We start from the raw sequence: 15,053 nt of genomic DNA, 5'->3' as shown, positions 1-15,053 counted from the left end.
TTCTAAAAACCTTCATCATGAAAATAGCTACTTATAATGTGAACGGAGTCAACGGCCGTCTGCCTGTTTTATTGAAATGGCTGAAAGAAGCTTCACCGGATATTGTCTGTCTTCAGGAATTGAAAGCCCCCCAGGAACGCTTTCCTTTACAGGATATTAATAATGCAGGATATCAGGCCATCTGGAACGGCCAGAAAAGCTGGAATGGAGTAGCTATTCTTGCGAAAAACAGAGAAATTACAGAAGTACAAAGATCTTTACCAGGGGATCCTGAGGATATCCAAAGTCGCTATATAGAAGCTATTATTGATCAGATGGTGGTATGCTGTCTGTATCTTCCCAACGGAAATCCTTATCCCGGGCCTAAATTTGAATATAAATTATCCTGGCTCAAACGCTTTAAAAAACGGACCGATGAACTTATCGAAATGGAACTTCCTGCGATCCTCATCGGCGATTTTAATATTATCCCGGAACCTATTGATGTGTATAAACCGGAACGCTGGGAAAATGATGCATTATACCGGACAGAAGTAAGAAAAGCATTTAAAGATCTTCAGAAAAAAGGCTGGCTGGATTCTATCCGAAGTCTTTATCCGGAAGAACAAATCTATACATTCTGGGATTATTTATATAAAGCTTACGATAGAAATGCCGGGATAAGGCTGGATCATATTTTATTAAATCCTTATCTGCAATCCCGGTTACAAAATGGTGGAGTAGACAGCCATGTACGCGGATGGGAGAAAAGCAGTGATCATGCTCCTGTATGGATTGAACTTTCCGATGAGTTGTAACTGTATAAACAGGCATATAATATATAAAAAGCTCCTGATTTTCTTAACAGGAGCTTTTTATGATAAGAGGTTGATTATTATAACTTATAACTGTTTGCGGCGGCGTCCTGAAATCTTTTTATCGAGATCTTTGATATCCTGTCTCAGTTCCCGGAACATTTCTTTGAAATTATAGCTTTCATAATCACCTGGTTCAAAATCTTCCGGAAAAATTCCTGAAGCATACTGCCAGATTTCTACCACTTCTTCGAAGGGGATATCGTAAGGCTCATAAAAAGAATTGTCAGCGCTTACACAGATTGCATTTTCTTTTCTTTCTTTAAATCGTTTGTAGGTAATACCATCGTTTAATGTAACAAAAACATAGGTTTTACCTTCTTTCAGTTCATTGATTCCCTCTACATATTTTCCTACAATATAAGAACCGTTTCTGAACGGAGGCATAGAATCTCCATCTGCAGGGAAGGCCCTGTATTTTCCATTGTTAAGAAAAGGAAGCGCAATACGCTGAAGACTTTCTATGTATTCCACATCACTATATCCCTCAAGATACCCCATAGAGGCTTTCTGAGGAATAATTTCTATCGTATCATTCCCATGAGTATCTACCGCAACCGGAAGAACAATCCTGTTATCCGGAAGTTTCAGCATTTCATCCATAGGATGCTTTTCCAGATCTACAGACAACATGAGATCGATGCTTACATGAAAATACTTGGAAATTTTTATGAGCAGCTCAATAGGAGGTTCTGAGATTCCGTTTTCATATTTTGAATACCGGACTCTTGAAATCATTAATTCATTGGCTACATTCTGTTGGGAGAGCTTTCTTCTGGCTCTTAAAAAGCGTATATTATTTGAAAAAACTGACATTGATAAAAGTATGTCAGCAAAAATACAAAATTTGACAGCGTTATCCATCAACGAAGCGGCTTTTACTGCAATATATAGGCAAATCCTACCAGATGACATCTGTTTTTATTACAATGAGAGAACTTTCATGCCTCGAACGGTTCAGTTTTTTACAGTCAAAGTTGATTTTTGTGCCTATACAGAAGCAGTTTCAAGCATTAAATAATATTTATAAATAATCTAAATTTAGTACAAAAATAATAACTCTAAATTTCACAAATTGAGTTATTATTTTTAACAAATAGTAAATCAATCACATATAAGTGAAAATCATATTTTTATTAAAATACATTTATATTAATGAAATATTAAATAATAAGAACATATAATTAATTTATTGAAAATAATTTGCAATTGTATAATTATTATTCATATATTCGTGATGTAATAATCATATAAAATTATAGTTATGAAAAACTTAAAAAAATTGGACAGAAACGAATTAAAAGCTATTTCAGGTAACGGATTACTAGATCCAATCGGCGGACTTCTAGGTGGACTAGGAGGTGTAGTTGGTGGAGTAGTAGGCGGTGTAGGTACTATCGTTGGTGGTGTTGTAACTGGCGTAGGATCTACAGTAGGTGGAGTAGTAGGCGGTGTAAGCACTGTTGTAACTAACGCTTTATGCCAGACACAATGTGTTGTTAATGGTGTAATCCACATCAAATTACTTGAGTGCGGTTCTACTTGCTAATCAGCAAACAATTGACATTAAAAATTTACCGCTCTGAAAAGAGCGGTTTTTTTATGCCCTTAGTCCATAATTTCTTTAAGAATATTTATTTCTTTATTTCCGATCATTTCAGCAACTTATTATCAACATGGTAGGTATGAAGAGTTTTAACCAGGTCTGTATTTGCTGTAATCTATAAAAACTGCTGAATAACACCCTCATTTTTCCTTTACTTAGTCCGCATTTGCCAATGTTTCTATGGCATCTTTTCTTATCAAAAAAGCATTACAATACAAATTGTGTCATTATCATTTCCGGGTAATTTTCAGCGTTTTTTTATATCAAAAAAACTTAAAAAACAAGCCATTAAATTATAACACGACGAGTTCTGTCGCTGCGCGTAAGTACCTTTGTATTAGAGATAAGATAAAGAATCCCGGGAAATTATTTGTCTTACTAAACCCAATTTTTAACCTAACAAAACCTCTTTTAATTTATGTGTAAAAAACAACTAATAATCATTTTTCTCCTTTTATTTTGCATTTCCTATGCGCAGAATGAATTTACTACTATCTGGAAACCCAATGCCAACGGCATCATTGATCATTCAATAAGATTCGGCGGCACAGGAACCGATTACACCATTCACTGGGAAGAAGTAGGATATCCTGAGCATAACGGGATGTTTGATTATGTAAACTCCAGCAGCAATGAGCCTTTACTCATATATTTTGGGCCATCATTCCATCCAGATCCTCTGCAGGCCACTTACGAATTAAAAGTATCCAGCGGTAACGGATTATTTTACGGTTTCAGGGCCAATACCGACATCATGCCTCCAGGTGGAAATCAGGAACTCATAGAACTCAGCCAGTGGGGAAATACAACATGGCTTCAGCAATTCGACAGAGCATTCGCCAATTGTCCCAATCTTAATGTAACGGCTGCAGATACTCCTGATATGACACAGATAACCAGTTTATCACAAATGTTTCTTAACTGTTCATCTTTGACAGGTCATACTTCATTTTCTTACTGGAATCCATACCATATTACGGATATGAGCGGTATGTTCAGCGGAGCAACGCTGTTTAATCAGAATATAGGAAACTGGGATACCTCAAAAGTAACCAATTTCAGCAGCATGTTTTCCTCTGCCACTTCTTTCAATCAAGATATTTCCGCCTGGAACACAGCATCCGGAACTGATTTCTCCTCCATGTTTGCAGATGCCACAGCTTTCAACCAGCCATTAAATTCATGGAATACAGAAAATGCGACTAATTTCCGCTATACATTCTATAATGCAGCAGCATTTAATCAGCCACTTGATAACTGGAATACAGGTAAAGTGACAGATTTTGAGCATATGTTTGAAAATGCAGTGTCATTCAATCAGCCCATCAGAAACTGGGATGTAAGTAAGATTGATTATTTTGCTGGATTTAATATGTTTGCAGGTGCTTCACATTTTGACCAGGATATTTCTTCATGGAATATCAAGCTTCAGAACTTCAGCTGGAATTCAATCTATTTTGGATTTAAAAATGTCGGCTTATCATGTACGAATTACAGCAATTTTCTCATCGCTTTGAATAATAATCCTACCTGGGCGAATTCGACAATAACGTCCGGAGTTATAGATGCAACAGGATTGGTTTATTCTACACCACAAGCGATGCTTGCCAGAGCCCAACTCATCAACAAAGGCTTTAATATTATTGGAGATTCCTATATTTCCGGTTGTTATCTGTCATCAAGAGAAGTTTCCCCAAAAACGAAAACTTCCGTGTATCCTAATCCAACGACAGGAGTGATCAACGTGGAATCCTCAGTAGATGAAAATGTTTATTTATATGATAATAACGGTAACCTCATTAAAAACATATTGTTTAGAAAAGGGAAAAATACCATCGATCTTACTGAATATCCTTCAGGAGACTATATCTTTAAAGGTGATACTTTTTTCAATAAAATCACCAAGCAATAATAAATCAGCTGAAAGGCTGTCTGTTTAAAGTCAGCTCCAAAATCTAAAGATTTTGGAGCTTTTTATGGAAAAAATCGAACAACATTACCATCATTGCAAATTTTATATGAACACAATCCGTAAATTTGAGTCTTAACTGATATCCATGATAAAAAAGTACTTACTCTTTCTTTTAGTTTTCACTTCAGCAACGTCTTCACTGCTTGCCCAGAACTATGAAAGATATAAAAGACTAAAAGACACAATAGTAAAATCAACAAGTCTGGGATTTGAGAAAAAGATTTCTGTAATAGTTCCCATAGAATGGCAAAAGAAGTCCGGGAACAAATTCCCATTAATTATTGTATTTGATCGGCAAAATAAAAGAAGTAATCATTATATTCTCAATACCATTGACTATTTAACGAGTAATGAACAGATTCCTTCCTCTATCGTAATAAGCATTGAATCAGAACAAAGATACCGCTATCTTGAAACACAGTATAAAATTTCTGATCCCAAAGGCCTTGCACAGGAGAATGAAAAATTTATTTTTGAACAACTTATCCCATTAGCTGAAAGAGAGTACAAAGCCTCTTCTTTTAGAGTGTTAATTGGTCATTCCAGATATGGGTATTTTACAACCTCATTATTGAATTCTAGAATAAATGATTTGAATGGAATTATTTCTATGAGCCCATTTTTTACTCAGAAAAATGTTGACTTAACAGATTCTATAAATCAATTCAGTAAGCGCTCTTTTCATACAAAAAAATATTATCGCTATGGAATCGGAAACGACTATCCCGAAGATTTCCTGAAGATGGATTCCATCATTAAGAAAATTAACAATCCTTTTCTGGATATGAAAGGATATGAGTTTAAAAAAGCAGATCATAATGCAACGCCAGGCTTACTTATTAATACAGCTCTTTACGAGATATTTGAAGATTGGTCCGCCATTCAGTCAAAGTATATATCAAATAAGCAAACAGACTTGAGCATTAAATCATCATTGGATAAGGAAATACGCTCCAATTACGGCATTAATCTAAATTTTTCATTGGGTATTTTAAATGGAAAAGGATGGGCATTTTATAATGAAAAGCAATATAATAAAGCTATTCAGGCCTGGAAAATCCTTATAGATTATTATCCAAATTTTTCAGAGGCTTATTTAAATATTATAAAGGCTAAAATCTTACTAAAACAGGATTACTCTGCAACTGTTAAAGAATTCAATATTTCATTAGCAAATTCTGAATTTTATACAGAAAAGGAAAAGAAGGATTTAGAAATGGAATTGCACGAAATAGTTAAATAAATGGATGTAATAGGTGTAAAATCGAAAAATGTTAACGAAATTGCACAAGCTATAACCAGCTACGAACGAGAATTACATGACAGAGAAATTTCCGACAATAAACAGCACGCTTTCACCTGATAGACTTGGTCAACTTATTCAAGAAAAATATGGACTAACCGACAACATGGAATGCAGGATCTTCCGGCTTGCGATGAACCATTTATACATCGTTCATGATGGCGAAAACAAATACGTTTTTAGAGTGTATACTCATGATTGGCGAACCGAATTAGAAATTCAAGAAGAATTAAGACTTCTCAACCATCTGAAAGAAGCAGACCGACAAGTTGCTTTTCCCATAGCAGATCAATCAAACAATTTTATTCAGAAAATTGAAGCTCCAGAAGGAACAAGATTCGGCGTTTTATTTTCATATGCTAAGGGTATAAAAACAGTAAAATTCTCACCGGAAACCAGCTTTCTAATTGGGCAGGCACTAGCTAAAGTTCATCAATCAACAGAACATGTAGAACTGATGAGAATGTCTTACAATGCTCAAAACCTGCTTAAGAATCCTGTTGTAAGGACAAAAAATTTCTATTGTAAAAACACGACCGAAATTCAATTTTTAGAAAGTCTTTCCGATTTTTTAACGCTAAAAATGGAAAATACAGACCTGCAGAAAATGAGATATGGAGCGGTTCATCTTGATGTCTGGTTTGATAATTTACATATTGATAACGAAAAAGAAATCACTTTTTTTGACTTTGATTTTTGTGGTAATGGTTATTTATGCTTTGATATTTCTTATTTTCTATTTCAGCTATTTACAACCCATCTGAACGAAGAGGAGTATGAAGCAAAAGCAGATCATTTCATAAGAGGCTATGAAACTGTCACTAAAATTAATGATGAAGAAAAAAAGCTTTTACCTTACGCATGTCTGGCTATTATGAACTATTATATAAGTGTTCAGTGCGACAGATTTGAATATTGGACCAATATTTTCCTGAATGAAGATCATTTAAAAAGAATGGTGGGCAATCTCAAACGATGGATTGCTTATCATAAAATTGAGGTAAAATAGTACTTTTAAATTTCACCCAAAATATCAAAAACAATCTAAAAATTTATATGATTAATGCAAGCTTTCTTATCTTAAATAAATATTGTTAATATGAATACAAAACCCATCACTTTTCCTAATCAGAGAAAGCATAATGCTGTACTAAGTTTCCTGCATTTGTTTGTTATTTCTTATGGGTATCTTTTTATTTTTACCTCTCAGTTTTCGCCTTTAGCAGGAATACATAAGAGTGGAGTCTTGTGGTTGTGTAAAAATGTTTTTCAGCAAACACAGGTAGAATATATTACAATGACTGGCAGCGGCGATACAACATTAGATTATTGGATAGTGCTTGTAAATATTGGCTTAGCGGTAGTGGCTGCACTCGTTATACTTCTTGCAGATAAAAAACAGCGGACATTTAAAGACTTGCATTGGTTTACGGTGGTAGTCGCACGCTATTATGTAGCTATGATCATGCTTTCATATGGTTTTGCCAAACTGCACGACGGGCAGTTCCCCGCCAATACAATTGGCAGACTGGAAGAAAGAGTGGGAGATATGTCGCCAATGGGGGTGGTATGGACTATGATGGGAGCTTCCACTGGTTATACATTTGTTTCCGGATTACTGGAAGTTATAGGTGGGCTTTTGCTTCTTTTCAGGAGAACCAAAACTTTTGGCGCACTTTTTTCCATGACGGTCATGATCAATGTAGCGCTGTTGAATTTCTTTTATGATGTACCAGTAAAAATATTTTCCAGTCATATTGTTTTATTTTGCTTCTTTATTGTAAGTGGGGATGCCATTGCTTTATATCGTTTTTTTGTATTGCATCAGCCATCGCAATTACGTTTTCAAAAAAGAACCTCCGACAAAAAATGGAAGAGAATTACACTTACTGCATTCAAATGGCTTGTAATGGCTTTTTTTATATCGAGTTCTTCATCAGCATTGTTCTATACCCCTCCGGCTGTCCCAATGGAGGGTGCCTATACTATTAATCAATATATTATCAATAACCAGGAAATACCCTGCAATGACTCTATGGGCTGGAAAAAAATATTAATCAGTTATCCGGGGCGGACAAATATAATTCTTAATAATGACAGTATTAAAGCATTTCAAAGTTTCTTAGATACTGGAAAAAAAACACTTATACTTCGTAAAACAGATGAACAGAACATATATGCTTACCTGCATTACCGTGTTCAAAAAGATACAATCATTTTTTCGGGCAATAAGGGCAGTGAATTTGTAAAAATAAAAACGACAAGAAAGAAAAAAGAAGATTATCCGTTAAACAAAAGAGGTTTTCATTGGGTTAATGAATATCCATTTAACAGGTAAGAGACTTGTTGGCAGTAGTTAATTCTCAGTTTCTTTTAGGATATGCTCCTAATGTCACTTGTATTTTTTGTTCTTGATACACAGGAACCATTCCATAAGAGTACATATTAGTGTTGCCTATATATACAATAAATGTAAGGTAAACCCTATCACCCGAGCTATAAGTTGAAATAGCGTCATTCAATGTTTGAGGGCTATAGACATTATATGAGCCAATTTTTGTCAATAAACTACCTGCAAGTATATTATTCTGATTAAACACACCACCAGCTGTTATTGGGCCAATAAGTACACCATTTATGTTTTGCCAATTACCACTAAATCCATTGGTGATATATAAATTATTTTGAAATGGTATACCGTCAATAGCACCAAGAGAGGCTCTAAATTTTATTTCTTCAAAAACAGGTACAGGTTGATTAACTGTATGTTGAATAGATATTACCTTAGATTGATTCCAATTTTGAGACATGCTTGCCATCTCGCTACTGCTTAAAACTCTTCTAAATGAATTATTTCCTGTCGTTGAATTACTACCCCATCTAACACCATGTGCTATAAAGCCGATGTAATCATTCTTACCAAGAGCTGCGAGTGCTGCATCAATATTTGGTGTCAAATTTGGGTTATTACTTTTTAGTTCCTCAATATACTTCAAGTGTAAATCATATAAAGCTTGATTTCCCTCAGCCTTTGCTTTTTCTGCTGCATTAATATGATTTTGAATAGCTTCCTGTTTAGATAAACTTGGGAAAAAAGCATTTTCAAACTGCTTAATCATCTGATCATCTGCATCATACATTTCAATTGTAGTATTAGCAATGCTATTTGAAGTATATTGTTGTCGTACCTGCTGATCAAAAGATGATTTTATAGATCTACTACTACTGCCAAATCCCAAAAATGACCAACCGCTTGATTTTTGACTTACGCTACTTTGATACATTTCGCTCAAAAACTGATCGATAGTTGCAGTTGCATTTATGTTTGCACTAATGGTACTTTTTTTGGAATCTCTGAACTTATAACTTACTATAATTTGGCCATTCCCCCCTGCAATTACATTTTTTACATATTCAGAGGGATTCTCAATAACGATGTTTTTTAATGTACCACCTGTTGCAACCCATGTGTTGGGAATTCGTTTGGAATAAACCATTTCATTTCCAACTTCTAAAATTATTTCCAATTCAGTCAAAGAAATTAGCTCAGCGTTATAACGAGCATTGTATTCATTGATAAGTTGTTGTTGTACATTGATATAATTTGATTCGTATTGATTAGCCATTGTAATAATTTGACTAGAAATAATGGGAAGTAAGTTTGCATTCATTAATGGAAACCCCATATTATTCTTAGCGATTGGCGGAAAAAAGGCTTGAATTGTTGTGTTTTTGCTTATTGCAGCAGTTATTGCTGCTTTTTGACTTTCATTAGGTAGGGACAAGTCTTGAGTTACGGGTATTATCATTGAGCGTACGTTATCATTATCCTGATATGTTTCTCGGCCTTGATTATCTAAGTATTTAATTTTGTTCAATTCAAGTTTGAAGTTAGGTAATATGAAAATTCGAGATTTTGCAGTACCCGTAGAATTTTCATAAAAACCATGTGAAGTATATGGGTAATATCGACCAGAGTTGTCAATTGCGATATAGTTTTCTACATCAAATCGTATTGAATTGGGTGTTACCTGAGTAAATACGAAATTTGTGGAGAAAGCAAAGAGTAAAAAGATAATTAGATTATTTTTCATGTTTCTTTATTTAAAGGTTATTACAATTTTTTTGTTTGGTGTGCTATTGGGGGATTCAGTGCCATAAAATGCTTTTTTTAGTTTTGAATATGCGCCTGAACTATTTTGAACACTACAATTATCAACTTTCGCTTTTGTACCTACCAAAACGCAACCTTTAATTTGGTTTGTATAGTTTCCCATATGTATTTGAACACCTGTTCTGTTGGGTACATTTTCCAGTTGAATTCTCCATCCATCAGTTTTATCGTATCTCAAAATGCCACTGTAAGTGCCAATGGGTATACAACTAATGTTGTTTAAGTTATCCGCCCAAGGCAATTCCAATGTGTAGCAAAGCACTTCTCCATTTGCAATAAGATAACCCATTGTACATATGTCTGAAGATAGTTTTCTTTCGATTGTCAATTCAAAATTGTCTTGAGAATAACCAATTGATGAAAAGAATAATATTATCAATGTCGTTAGTTTTAATGTTCTCATATCTTTTGTTTTTTAGATGAATAAATTAGATCGCCTAGACTGAAACTTCCTCTAGGTACGTTCAGTAAATCATCAATCATTTTTTTTTAAATATCAATGATTTTTTATTAATTTGTTAAAGTTAAAATCAAAATCTGCAATATGGAATAACCCTTTTGTGTTATATTGTAAATTTACTCATCAAAAAAACAGAAAATTATTTCCTCAAATCCTTCAGAAGAAGTAGGATAAAGTTTCATAATTATTAATTTGTACTACATAATCTCAAAAAAATCAGATTGACTTAAAGGGTAAATTTAAATGTTAGAGAAGCATATGAGCCAACTACGATCCGATATAAACAAGAACTTTAGGTTAGGTTTGCAAATGATCTTAATTATGTAGCAACTTCTAAAATATTTTAGATAAATAAAAATACAGCCCCAAAAAAGAGCTGTAATAAAAGGTTATAAGGTTGATTCTGCCACAAACTATTTACTCCATAATTGATAACTGTTCTTAAGTATCTCAAAAGAATTAATTAAAACATTCTTATCATTATCGTTTAAGTTAAAACTCGGTACAAGCTGTATCAGATTTTGAACATTTGTCTGCCAATCGTCATCATCATCAGTGTTATCAATAACGGTTAACAGTTGATATACTTTATCGATATCAACACCCTTCAATGGAACAGCATCGAGTATTGCATTTACTTTATCATCTACAGATACCAAATTTTTCTGTATCGCCATTTCTACTTTCTCTTGGAAATAATCCTGAGCAATTCCATAAATTTCACTCGCGAGATCAGGTCTTACTTTAACCGCAGTAATAAGAATCTCGTTATAGGTAACCTGATCATATCCGTCTGTTAAATACTTTTCACATGTAAGATTATGTAAAATACCATAATTATTACTGTTACTTGGAAGGACAGGTTCTTCAGTTATAATAGTTTTCCAACCCTCATTAGCTACTTTATCTTTGTAGTATGCCATTGAAGCTGCTGCTGCTATAAAAAGGCTTACAAATCCGGACTCTGCTGTCATTAATCCAGCTACTACATCAGCCCAAGCAATTGCTTCTTTTTGTTGTCTTGTTAATTCTCCCATGATTTTTCTTTTAATTTAAATAGTTAATTTTAATTTTTGCTGTATAATCCCCGGCATAGGGTTTTAGTAATCAAAATTTTTGTTTATTTTTATTGCGCATATAAAAACTCTTATCATTTAATTACTAATACAAAAGTATAAGTGAGTAGCGACACAAGTCGTCGTGTTATTTTTATTTTCTAAAAAATTCAAAATATTATTTTGGAGACAAAAACATATCTATACAGGGCTCTTTGATGAGTATAATCAGACAACATTTGATGGATTACACATAAAAGCTGTATCCTCTGACCATATGAATTACAACAAAACTTAAAAAAACTAGCCATTAAATACAGAAAAAAATGAGAAACCATATTTATACATTGTTATTATTATTTTTATTCACAAGCATCAATGCTCAGGAATATTCAAAATTAATAACTGAAGCTGATCAATTATACAGAGCAAAAGATTATAAAATGTCTGCTGATGTATATGATAAAGCTTTTAAAATTGAAAGCGAAAATCCAAATCACTTATATAACGGCGCTTGCTCATCTGCTTTAGCAGGAAATACGAAAAAAGCCTTTAAATGGCTGAACCAGTCAATAGAAAAAGGCTGGACCAATCTAAAGCACTTAAATTCTGATACTGATTTGGATAATCTACATTCAAAAAAAGAGTGGGGGAAAACTATTGAAAAGCTAGAAAAAAAAATAGCGGCAATAGAAGCCAATTATGACAAACCCCTGCAGGCTGAATTATTGGCAATTCTTGAGGAAGACCAAAAATACAGAATGCAAATGGATGATACGCAAAAAAAATTCGGCCCGGATTCTAAAGAAATGAAAGATCTTTGGAAAATAACAATGCAGAAAGACTCGCTTAACTTAATAAAAGTAAAAAAAATATTAGATGAGAAAGGCTGGGTTGGTAAAGACAAAGTAGGCGCACAAGCCAACAGTGCTTTATTTCTTGTCATTCAACATTCAGATCTGGAAACACAAAAAAAATATTTACCTATGATGAAGGAAGCCGTAACAAAAGGCAATGCAAGTCCAGGTTCTTTAGCTTTGTTAATCGACAGAATAGAAATCCGGGAAGGTAGAAAACAGATATATGGAAGTCAGATAGGAATCAATCAGAGCAATAAATCTTACTATGTTTTACCTTTAATTGATCCAGACCATGTAGATAAAAGAAGAACAGAAGTTGGCCTAGGTCCAATCTCTGACTATGTAAAAAATTGGGATTTAGTTTGGGATGTTGAAAAATATAAAAGTGAATTACCCGAATTAGAAAAACTAAATAAGAAGAATTAAATCAATTTGTAAAATGGCGGATTAAGACTTAATGTAAAAATTCTTAATCCGCCATTTTAATTTTTAAAAATATTATGATGAGATTATAATGAAGCAGGGAAACCAGGAATAGAGTTGATTGTTACTTGAAAAATCTGTTGTTATAATCAAGAATTTAAAATAATGAAAATCTGGGATGTGCTTTGAATCTTTGGAACTTAAACAATATACAATTTAACATAATATAAATTATGGGATGTTTTATAATGCAATGAAATAGAGTACTAATCGTTGAGAATCCCTTATTCTTTACTTTTTCCTTCCAGAGATACACTTCAACGATTTCCAAGAGCTCTTCTTGAGTCATAAATCTGTTTTCTCTACGAGGTCGTCAAGTTCTTCAAAATCTTTAAAATTTTCTTTAAACGGCGTGAAAAACATTTTTTTTGTAAAAATTCTGACCATACTTGATCAGATCAGAAAAATAATGTCCCAGAAGATTCTCATAAAATTTACGGGTATCTTTAGGTAAAGTTCCCAATGAGCTTCATAAAACTCATCAACCCCATACAATTACCAGTCTTTGTAATAAAGATGATTGCCTGATATTTCTCCCAGTTTTCAGCAAAATTTTTAACAGGATTTACGGCTTTTCTAGTGCATTGATTTTATAGATGATATTTCCTTTCATTTTTCATTATATTATGTTAAATTAATCCACGTAGAACCTTAGAGGAAATCCATTTTCTTCTTCAATCGTTTTCTAAAAAAAACATTGAGCTGTTTTAAAAATTTTTCGAGACTGGGAAGCAATTATATTCTGTCAGAATCTCTTTTTCTTGCCACATGACAGCTTTTATTCTATCCAAACATAATACCTTTATCTAACCAAAATATATAATATGAAACCTAAAATGATCTGGGCCAATCTGGCCGTAACCGACCTTGAGCGTACACAGAAGTTTTATATGGAGCTTGGATTCAAGCCTAATAATCCGCACACCTCCAATGAACTGGTAAGCTTCTTTTTCGGGGAAAATGAATTTGTCATTCATTTTTTCTTAAAAAATATCATCGAGAGAAATTTAAAAACCATGAATTTTGGAGACCCTCAAGATTCCAATGAAATTATTTTCACTCTTTCAGCCGACAATAAAACACAGGTAGATGATTGGGCTCAGGAAGTAAAGAATGCCGGTGGAACAATTATTTCGGAACCTGAAAGCTTTGGAGAGCATTACTATGGTTTTGTGTTTGCAGACCCCGATGGACATAAGTTTAATGTATTTTTTATGTAAACCTTACCCTATTTTCTCTATATTTGGAACTCAATAAATCAATATGAACCGCTCGAACTGTCTGCCTCCTCCGGCCCCTTAATATTTTCAAATTAATTTGAAGCATACTTCTGCCGTTAACTGATTAACGGCCAGTATTCTTATGCTTCTGGTTTTATAAAATATTAATTCAACTTTTACAGTTCATTCTCTAATGAAAAAATCATATTTATTATTGCATCTGGCCGTGATATTGGCTGGATTTACCGGTGTATTCGGAAAACTGATCACTCTTAATGAAGGTTTACTGGTCTGGTATAGGCTTCTATTCTCCTCTATCATTTTATTCTTTATTTTAAAACTGTTTAAAATTCCATCAGATATTTCCCTGAAGGAAAAAGTTCAGATCGCTAAACCCGGATTATTACTTACGCTACATTGGCTTCTTTTTTATGCCAGTATAAAATATGCCAACATCTCTATTGGTGTGGTCTGCTACTGCCTGACGAGTTTTTTCACGGCCGTATTCAAACCTGTTATTGATAAAGAGCAGTTCAGGCTTTCAGAATTGCTGCTCAGTATGCTGACCATTGCGGGAATTAGTCTAATATTTCATTTTGATACCTCCTATCAGCTTGGGATCCTTCTTGGAATATTTTCATCAGCATTGGGAGCTCTGTATACCCTATACAACAAACGCCTGGTAAGCCATTTTGATACTAAAGTGATCAACTATTATCAGATGATAGCCGGTACTGTATGCTGGGGAGCATTTTTGCCCGTATATCTCCTCTTTTTTCAGTCAGATAGCATAGTTCCTGACTTAAAAAACACGGTTTATTTGGGCATTTTATCACTTTTTTGTACGGTAGGCTTATATGTAATGTTTGCAGAGGTTTTGAAGAAAATTCCTGCCTTTACTGTTAACCTCTCCTATAATCTGGAACCGGTATATGCCATTATTATGGCCTTTTTATTTTTTGGTGAAAGTAAGGAAGTCAATCCTGCTTTTTATCTGGGGTTGGGATTTATTATTGCATCTGTTGTTTTACAGACATTAATTTCGCTGAAGAAAGCAAAATGATAA

The 15,053-nt window shown here is 33.8% G+C and carries 13 protein-coding genes; 9 read left to right on the top strand and 4 right to left on the bottom strand.

All coding sequences use genetic code 11. From position 1 onward, the window contains the following. Window positions 1-17 precede the first annotated feature (17 nt). Window positions 18-797: an exodeoxyribonuclease III gene (gene xth, locus CRS_RS05210; protein ID WP_142723008.1), complete on the top strand. Its 780-nt coding sequence runs from the start codon at window positions 18-20 to the stop codon at window positions 795-797. An 84-nt stretch (window positions 798-881) separates the two neighbouring features. Here xth and CRS_RS05205 read toward each other — a convergent pair whose 3' ends face one another. Then, window positions 882-1,670 (bottom strand): LexA family transcriptional regulator, encoded by a 789-nt coding sequence (locus CRS_RS05205; RefSeq protein WP_142723007.1) that lies wholly within the window; start codon window positions 1,668-1,670, stop codon window positions 882-884. A 448-nt stretch (window positions 1,671-2,118) separates the two neighbouring features. Between CRS_RS05205 and CRS_RS24345 the strand changes: the two genes are divergently transcribed. The 5 genes from CRS_RS24345 to CRS_RS05180 all read left to right on the top strand — a co-directional run bounded on the left by CRS_RS24345 (window position 2,119) and on the right by CRS_RS05180 (window position 8,073). Then, complete coding sequence (locus CRS_RS24345; protein ID WP_002979306.1) at window positions 2,119-2,403, top strand: hypothetical protein; 285 nt, start codon at window positions 2,119-2,121, stop codon at window positions 2,401-2,403. Between the two features lie 475 nt (window positions 2,404-2,878). After that, a complete protein-coding gene (locus tag CRS_RS05195) occupies window positions 2,879-4,372 on the top strand; it encodes a BspA family leucine-rich repeat surface protein (RefSeq protein WP_142723006.1) in 1,494 nt (497 codons plus the stop codon). A 145-nt stretch (window positions 4,373-4,517) separates the two neighbouring features. Next, window positions 4,518-5,675, top strand: coding sequence for an alpha/beta hydrolase-fold protein (locus CRS_RS05190; protein ID WP_142723005.1), 1,158 nt, complete (start codon window positions 4,518-4,520; stop codon window positions 5,673-5,675). Between the two features lie 76 nt (window positions 5,676-5,751). Beyond that, a complete protein-coding gene (locus tag CRS_RS05185) occupies window positions 5,752-6,744 on the top strand; it encodes a phosphotransferase (protein ID WP_142723004.1) in 993 nt (330 codons plus the stop codon). Between the two features lie 90 nt (window positions 6,745-6,834). Beyond that, window positions 6,835-8,073, top strand: coding sequence for a hypothetical protein (locus CRS_RS05180; protein WP_142723003.1), 1,239 nt, complete (start codon window positions 6,835-6,837; stop codon window positions 8,071-8,073). Between the two features lie 25 nt (window positions 8,074-8,098). On the opposite strand, the gene CRS_RS05175 is transcribed toward CRS_RS05180, so the two are convergent. The 3 genes from CRS_RS05175 to CRS_RS05165 form a co-directional block, all read right to left on the bottom strand. Further along, entirely contained in the window at window positions 8,099-9,829 is a 1,731-nt protein-coding gene (locus CRS_RS05175; RefSeq protein WP_142723002.1) for a hypothetical protein, read from the bottom strand. Between the two features lie 6 nt (window positions 9,830-9,835). Then, window positions 9,836-10,312, bottom strand: coding sequence for a DUF5675 family protein (locus tag CRS_RS05170; RefSeq protein ID WP_142723001.1), 477 nt, complete (start codon window positions 10,310-10,312; stop codon window positions 9,836-9,838). A 470-nt stretch (window positions 10,313-10,782) separates the two neighbouring features. Then, complete coding sequence (locus tag CRS_RS05165) at window positions 10,783-11,406, bottom strand: hypothetical protein (RefSeq protein ID WP_142723000.1); 624 nt, start codon at window positions 11,404-11,406, stop codon at window positions 10,783-10,785. Between the two features lie 344 nt (window positions 11,407-11,750). Between CRS_RS05165 and CRS_RS05160 the strand changes: the two genes are divergently transcribed. The 3 genes from CRS_RS05160 (at window position 11,751) to CRS_RS05150 (ending at window position 15,050) form a co-directional block, all read left to right on the top strand. Continuing rightward, window positions 11,751-12,710, top strand: a complete 960-nt coding sequence (locus tag CRS_RS05160) for a DUF6624 domain-containing protein (RefSeq protein WP_142722999.1) — start codon at window positions 11,751-11,753, stop codon at window positions 12,708-12,710. Window positions 12,711-13,591: 881 nt separating this feature from the next. Then, window positions 13,592-13,987 (top strand): VOC family protein, encoded by a 396-nt coding sequence (locus CRS_RS05155; protein WP_142722998.1) that lies wholly within the window; start codon window positions 13,592-13,594, stop codon window positions 13,985-13,987. Between the two features lie 193 nt (window positions 13,988-14,180). Continuing rightward, complete coding sequence (locus CRS_RS05150; RefSeq protein ID WP_142722997.1) at window positions 14,181-15,050, top strand: DMT family transporter; 870 nt, start codon at window positions 14,181-14,183, stop codon at window positions 15,048-15,050. Window positions 15,051-15,053 lie beyond the last annotated feature (3 nt).

The sequence above is a fragment of the Chryseobacterium sp. ON_d1 genome (assembly GCF_006829085.1).
GTDB lineage: Bacteria > Bacteroidota > Bacteroidia > Flavobacteriales > Weeksellaceae > Chryseobacterium.
This window is presented reverse-complemented; position numbering and strand designations above follow the sequence as displayed.

Coding starts and splice junctions, on each gene's coding strand:
- CRS_RS05180 (WP_142723003.1), top strand. CDS start 6,835: ATGAATACAAAACCCATCACTTTTCCTAATCAGAGAAAGCATAATGCT.
- CRS_RS05205 (WP_142723007.1), bottom strand. CDS start 1,670: ATGTCAGTTTTTTCAAATAATATACGCTTTTTAAGAGCCAGAAGAAAG.
- CRS_RS24345 (WP_002979306.1), top strand. CDS start 2,119: ATGAAAAACTTAAAAAAATTGGACAGAAACGAATTAAAAGCTATTTCA.
- CRS_RS05160 (WP_142722999.1), top strand. CDS start 11,751: ATGAGAAACCATATTTATACATTGTTATTATTATTTTTATTCACAAGC.
- CRS_RS05175 (WP_142723002.1), bottom strand. CDS start 9,829: ATGAAAAATAATCTAATTATCTTTTTACTCTTTGCTTTCTCCACAAAT.
- CRS_RS05155 (WP_142722998.1), top strand. CDS start 13,592: ATGAAACCTAAAATGATCTGGGCCAATCTGGCCGTAACCGACCTTGAG.
- CRS_RS05150 (WP_142722997.1), top strand. CDS start 14,181: ATGAAAAAATCATATTTATTATTGCATCTGGCCGTGATATTGGCTGGA.
- CRS_RS05190 (WP_142723005.1), top strand. CDS start 4,518: ATGATAAAAAAGTACTTACTCTTTCTTTTAGTTTTCACTTCAGCAACG.
- CRS_RS05195 (WP_142723006.1), top strand. CDS start 2,879: ATGTGTAAAAAACAACTAATAATCATTTTTCTCCTTTTATTTTGCATT.
- CRS_RS05185 (WP_142723004.1), top strand. CDS start 5,752: ATGACAGAGAAATTTCCGACAATAAACAGCACGCTTTCACCTGATAGA.
- xth (WP_142723008.1), top strand. CDS start 18: ATGAAAATAGCTACTTATAATGTGAACGGAGTCAACGGCCGTCTGCCT.
- CRS_RS05165 (WP_142723000.1), bottom strand. CDS start 11,406: ATGGGAGAATTAACAAGACAACAAAAAGAAGCAATTGCTTGGGCTGAT.
- CRS_RS05170 (WP_142723001.1), bottom strand. CDS start 10,312: ATGAGAACATTAAAACTAACGACATTGATAATATTATTCTTTTCATCA.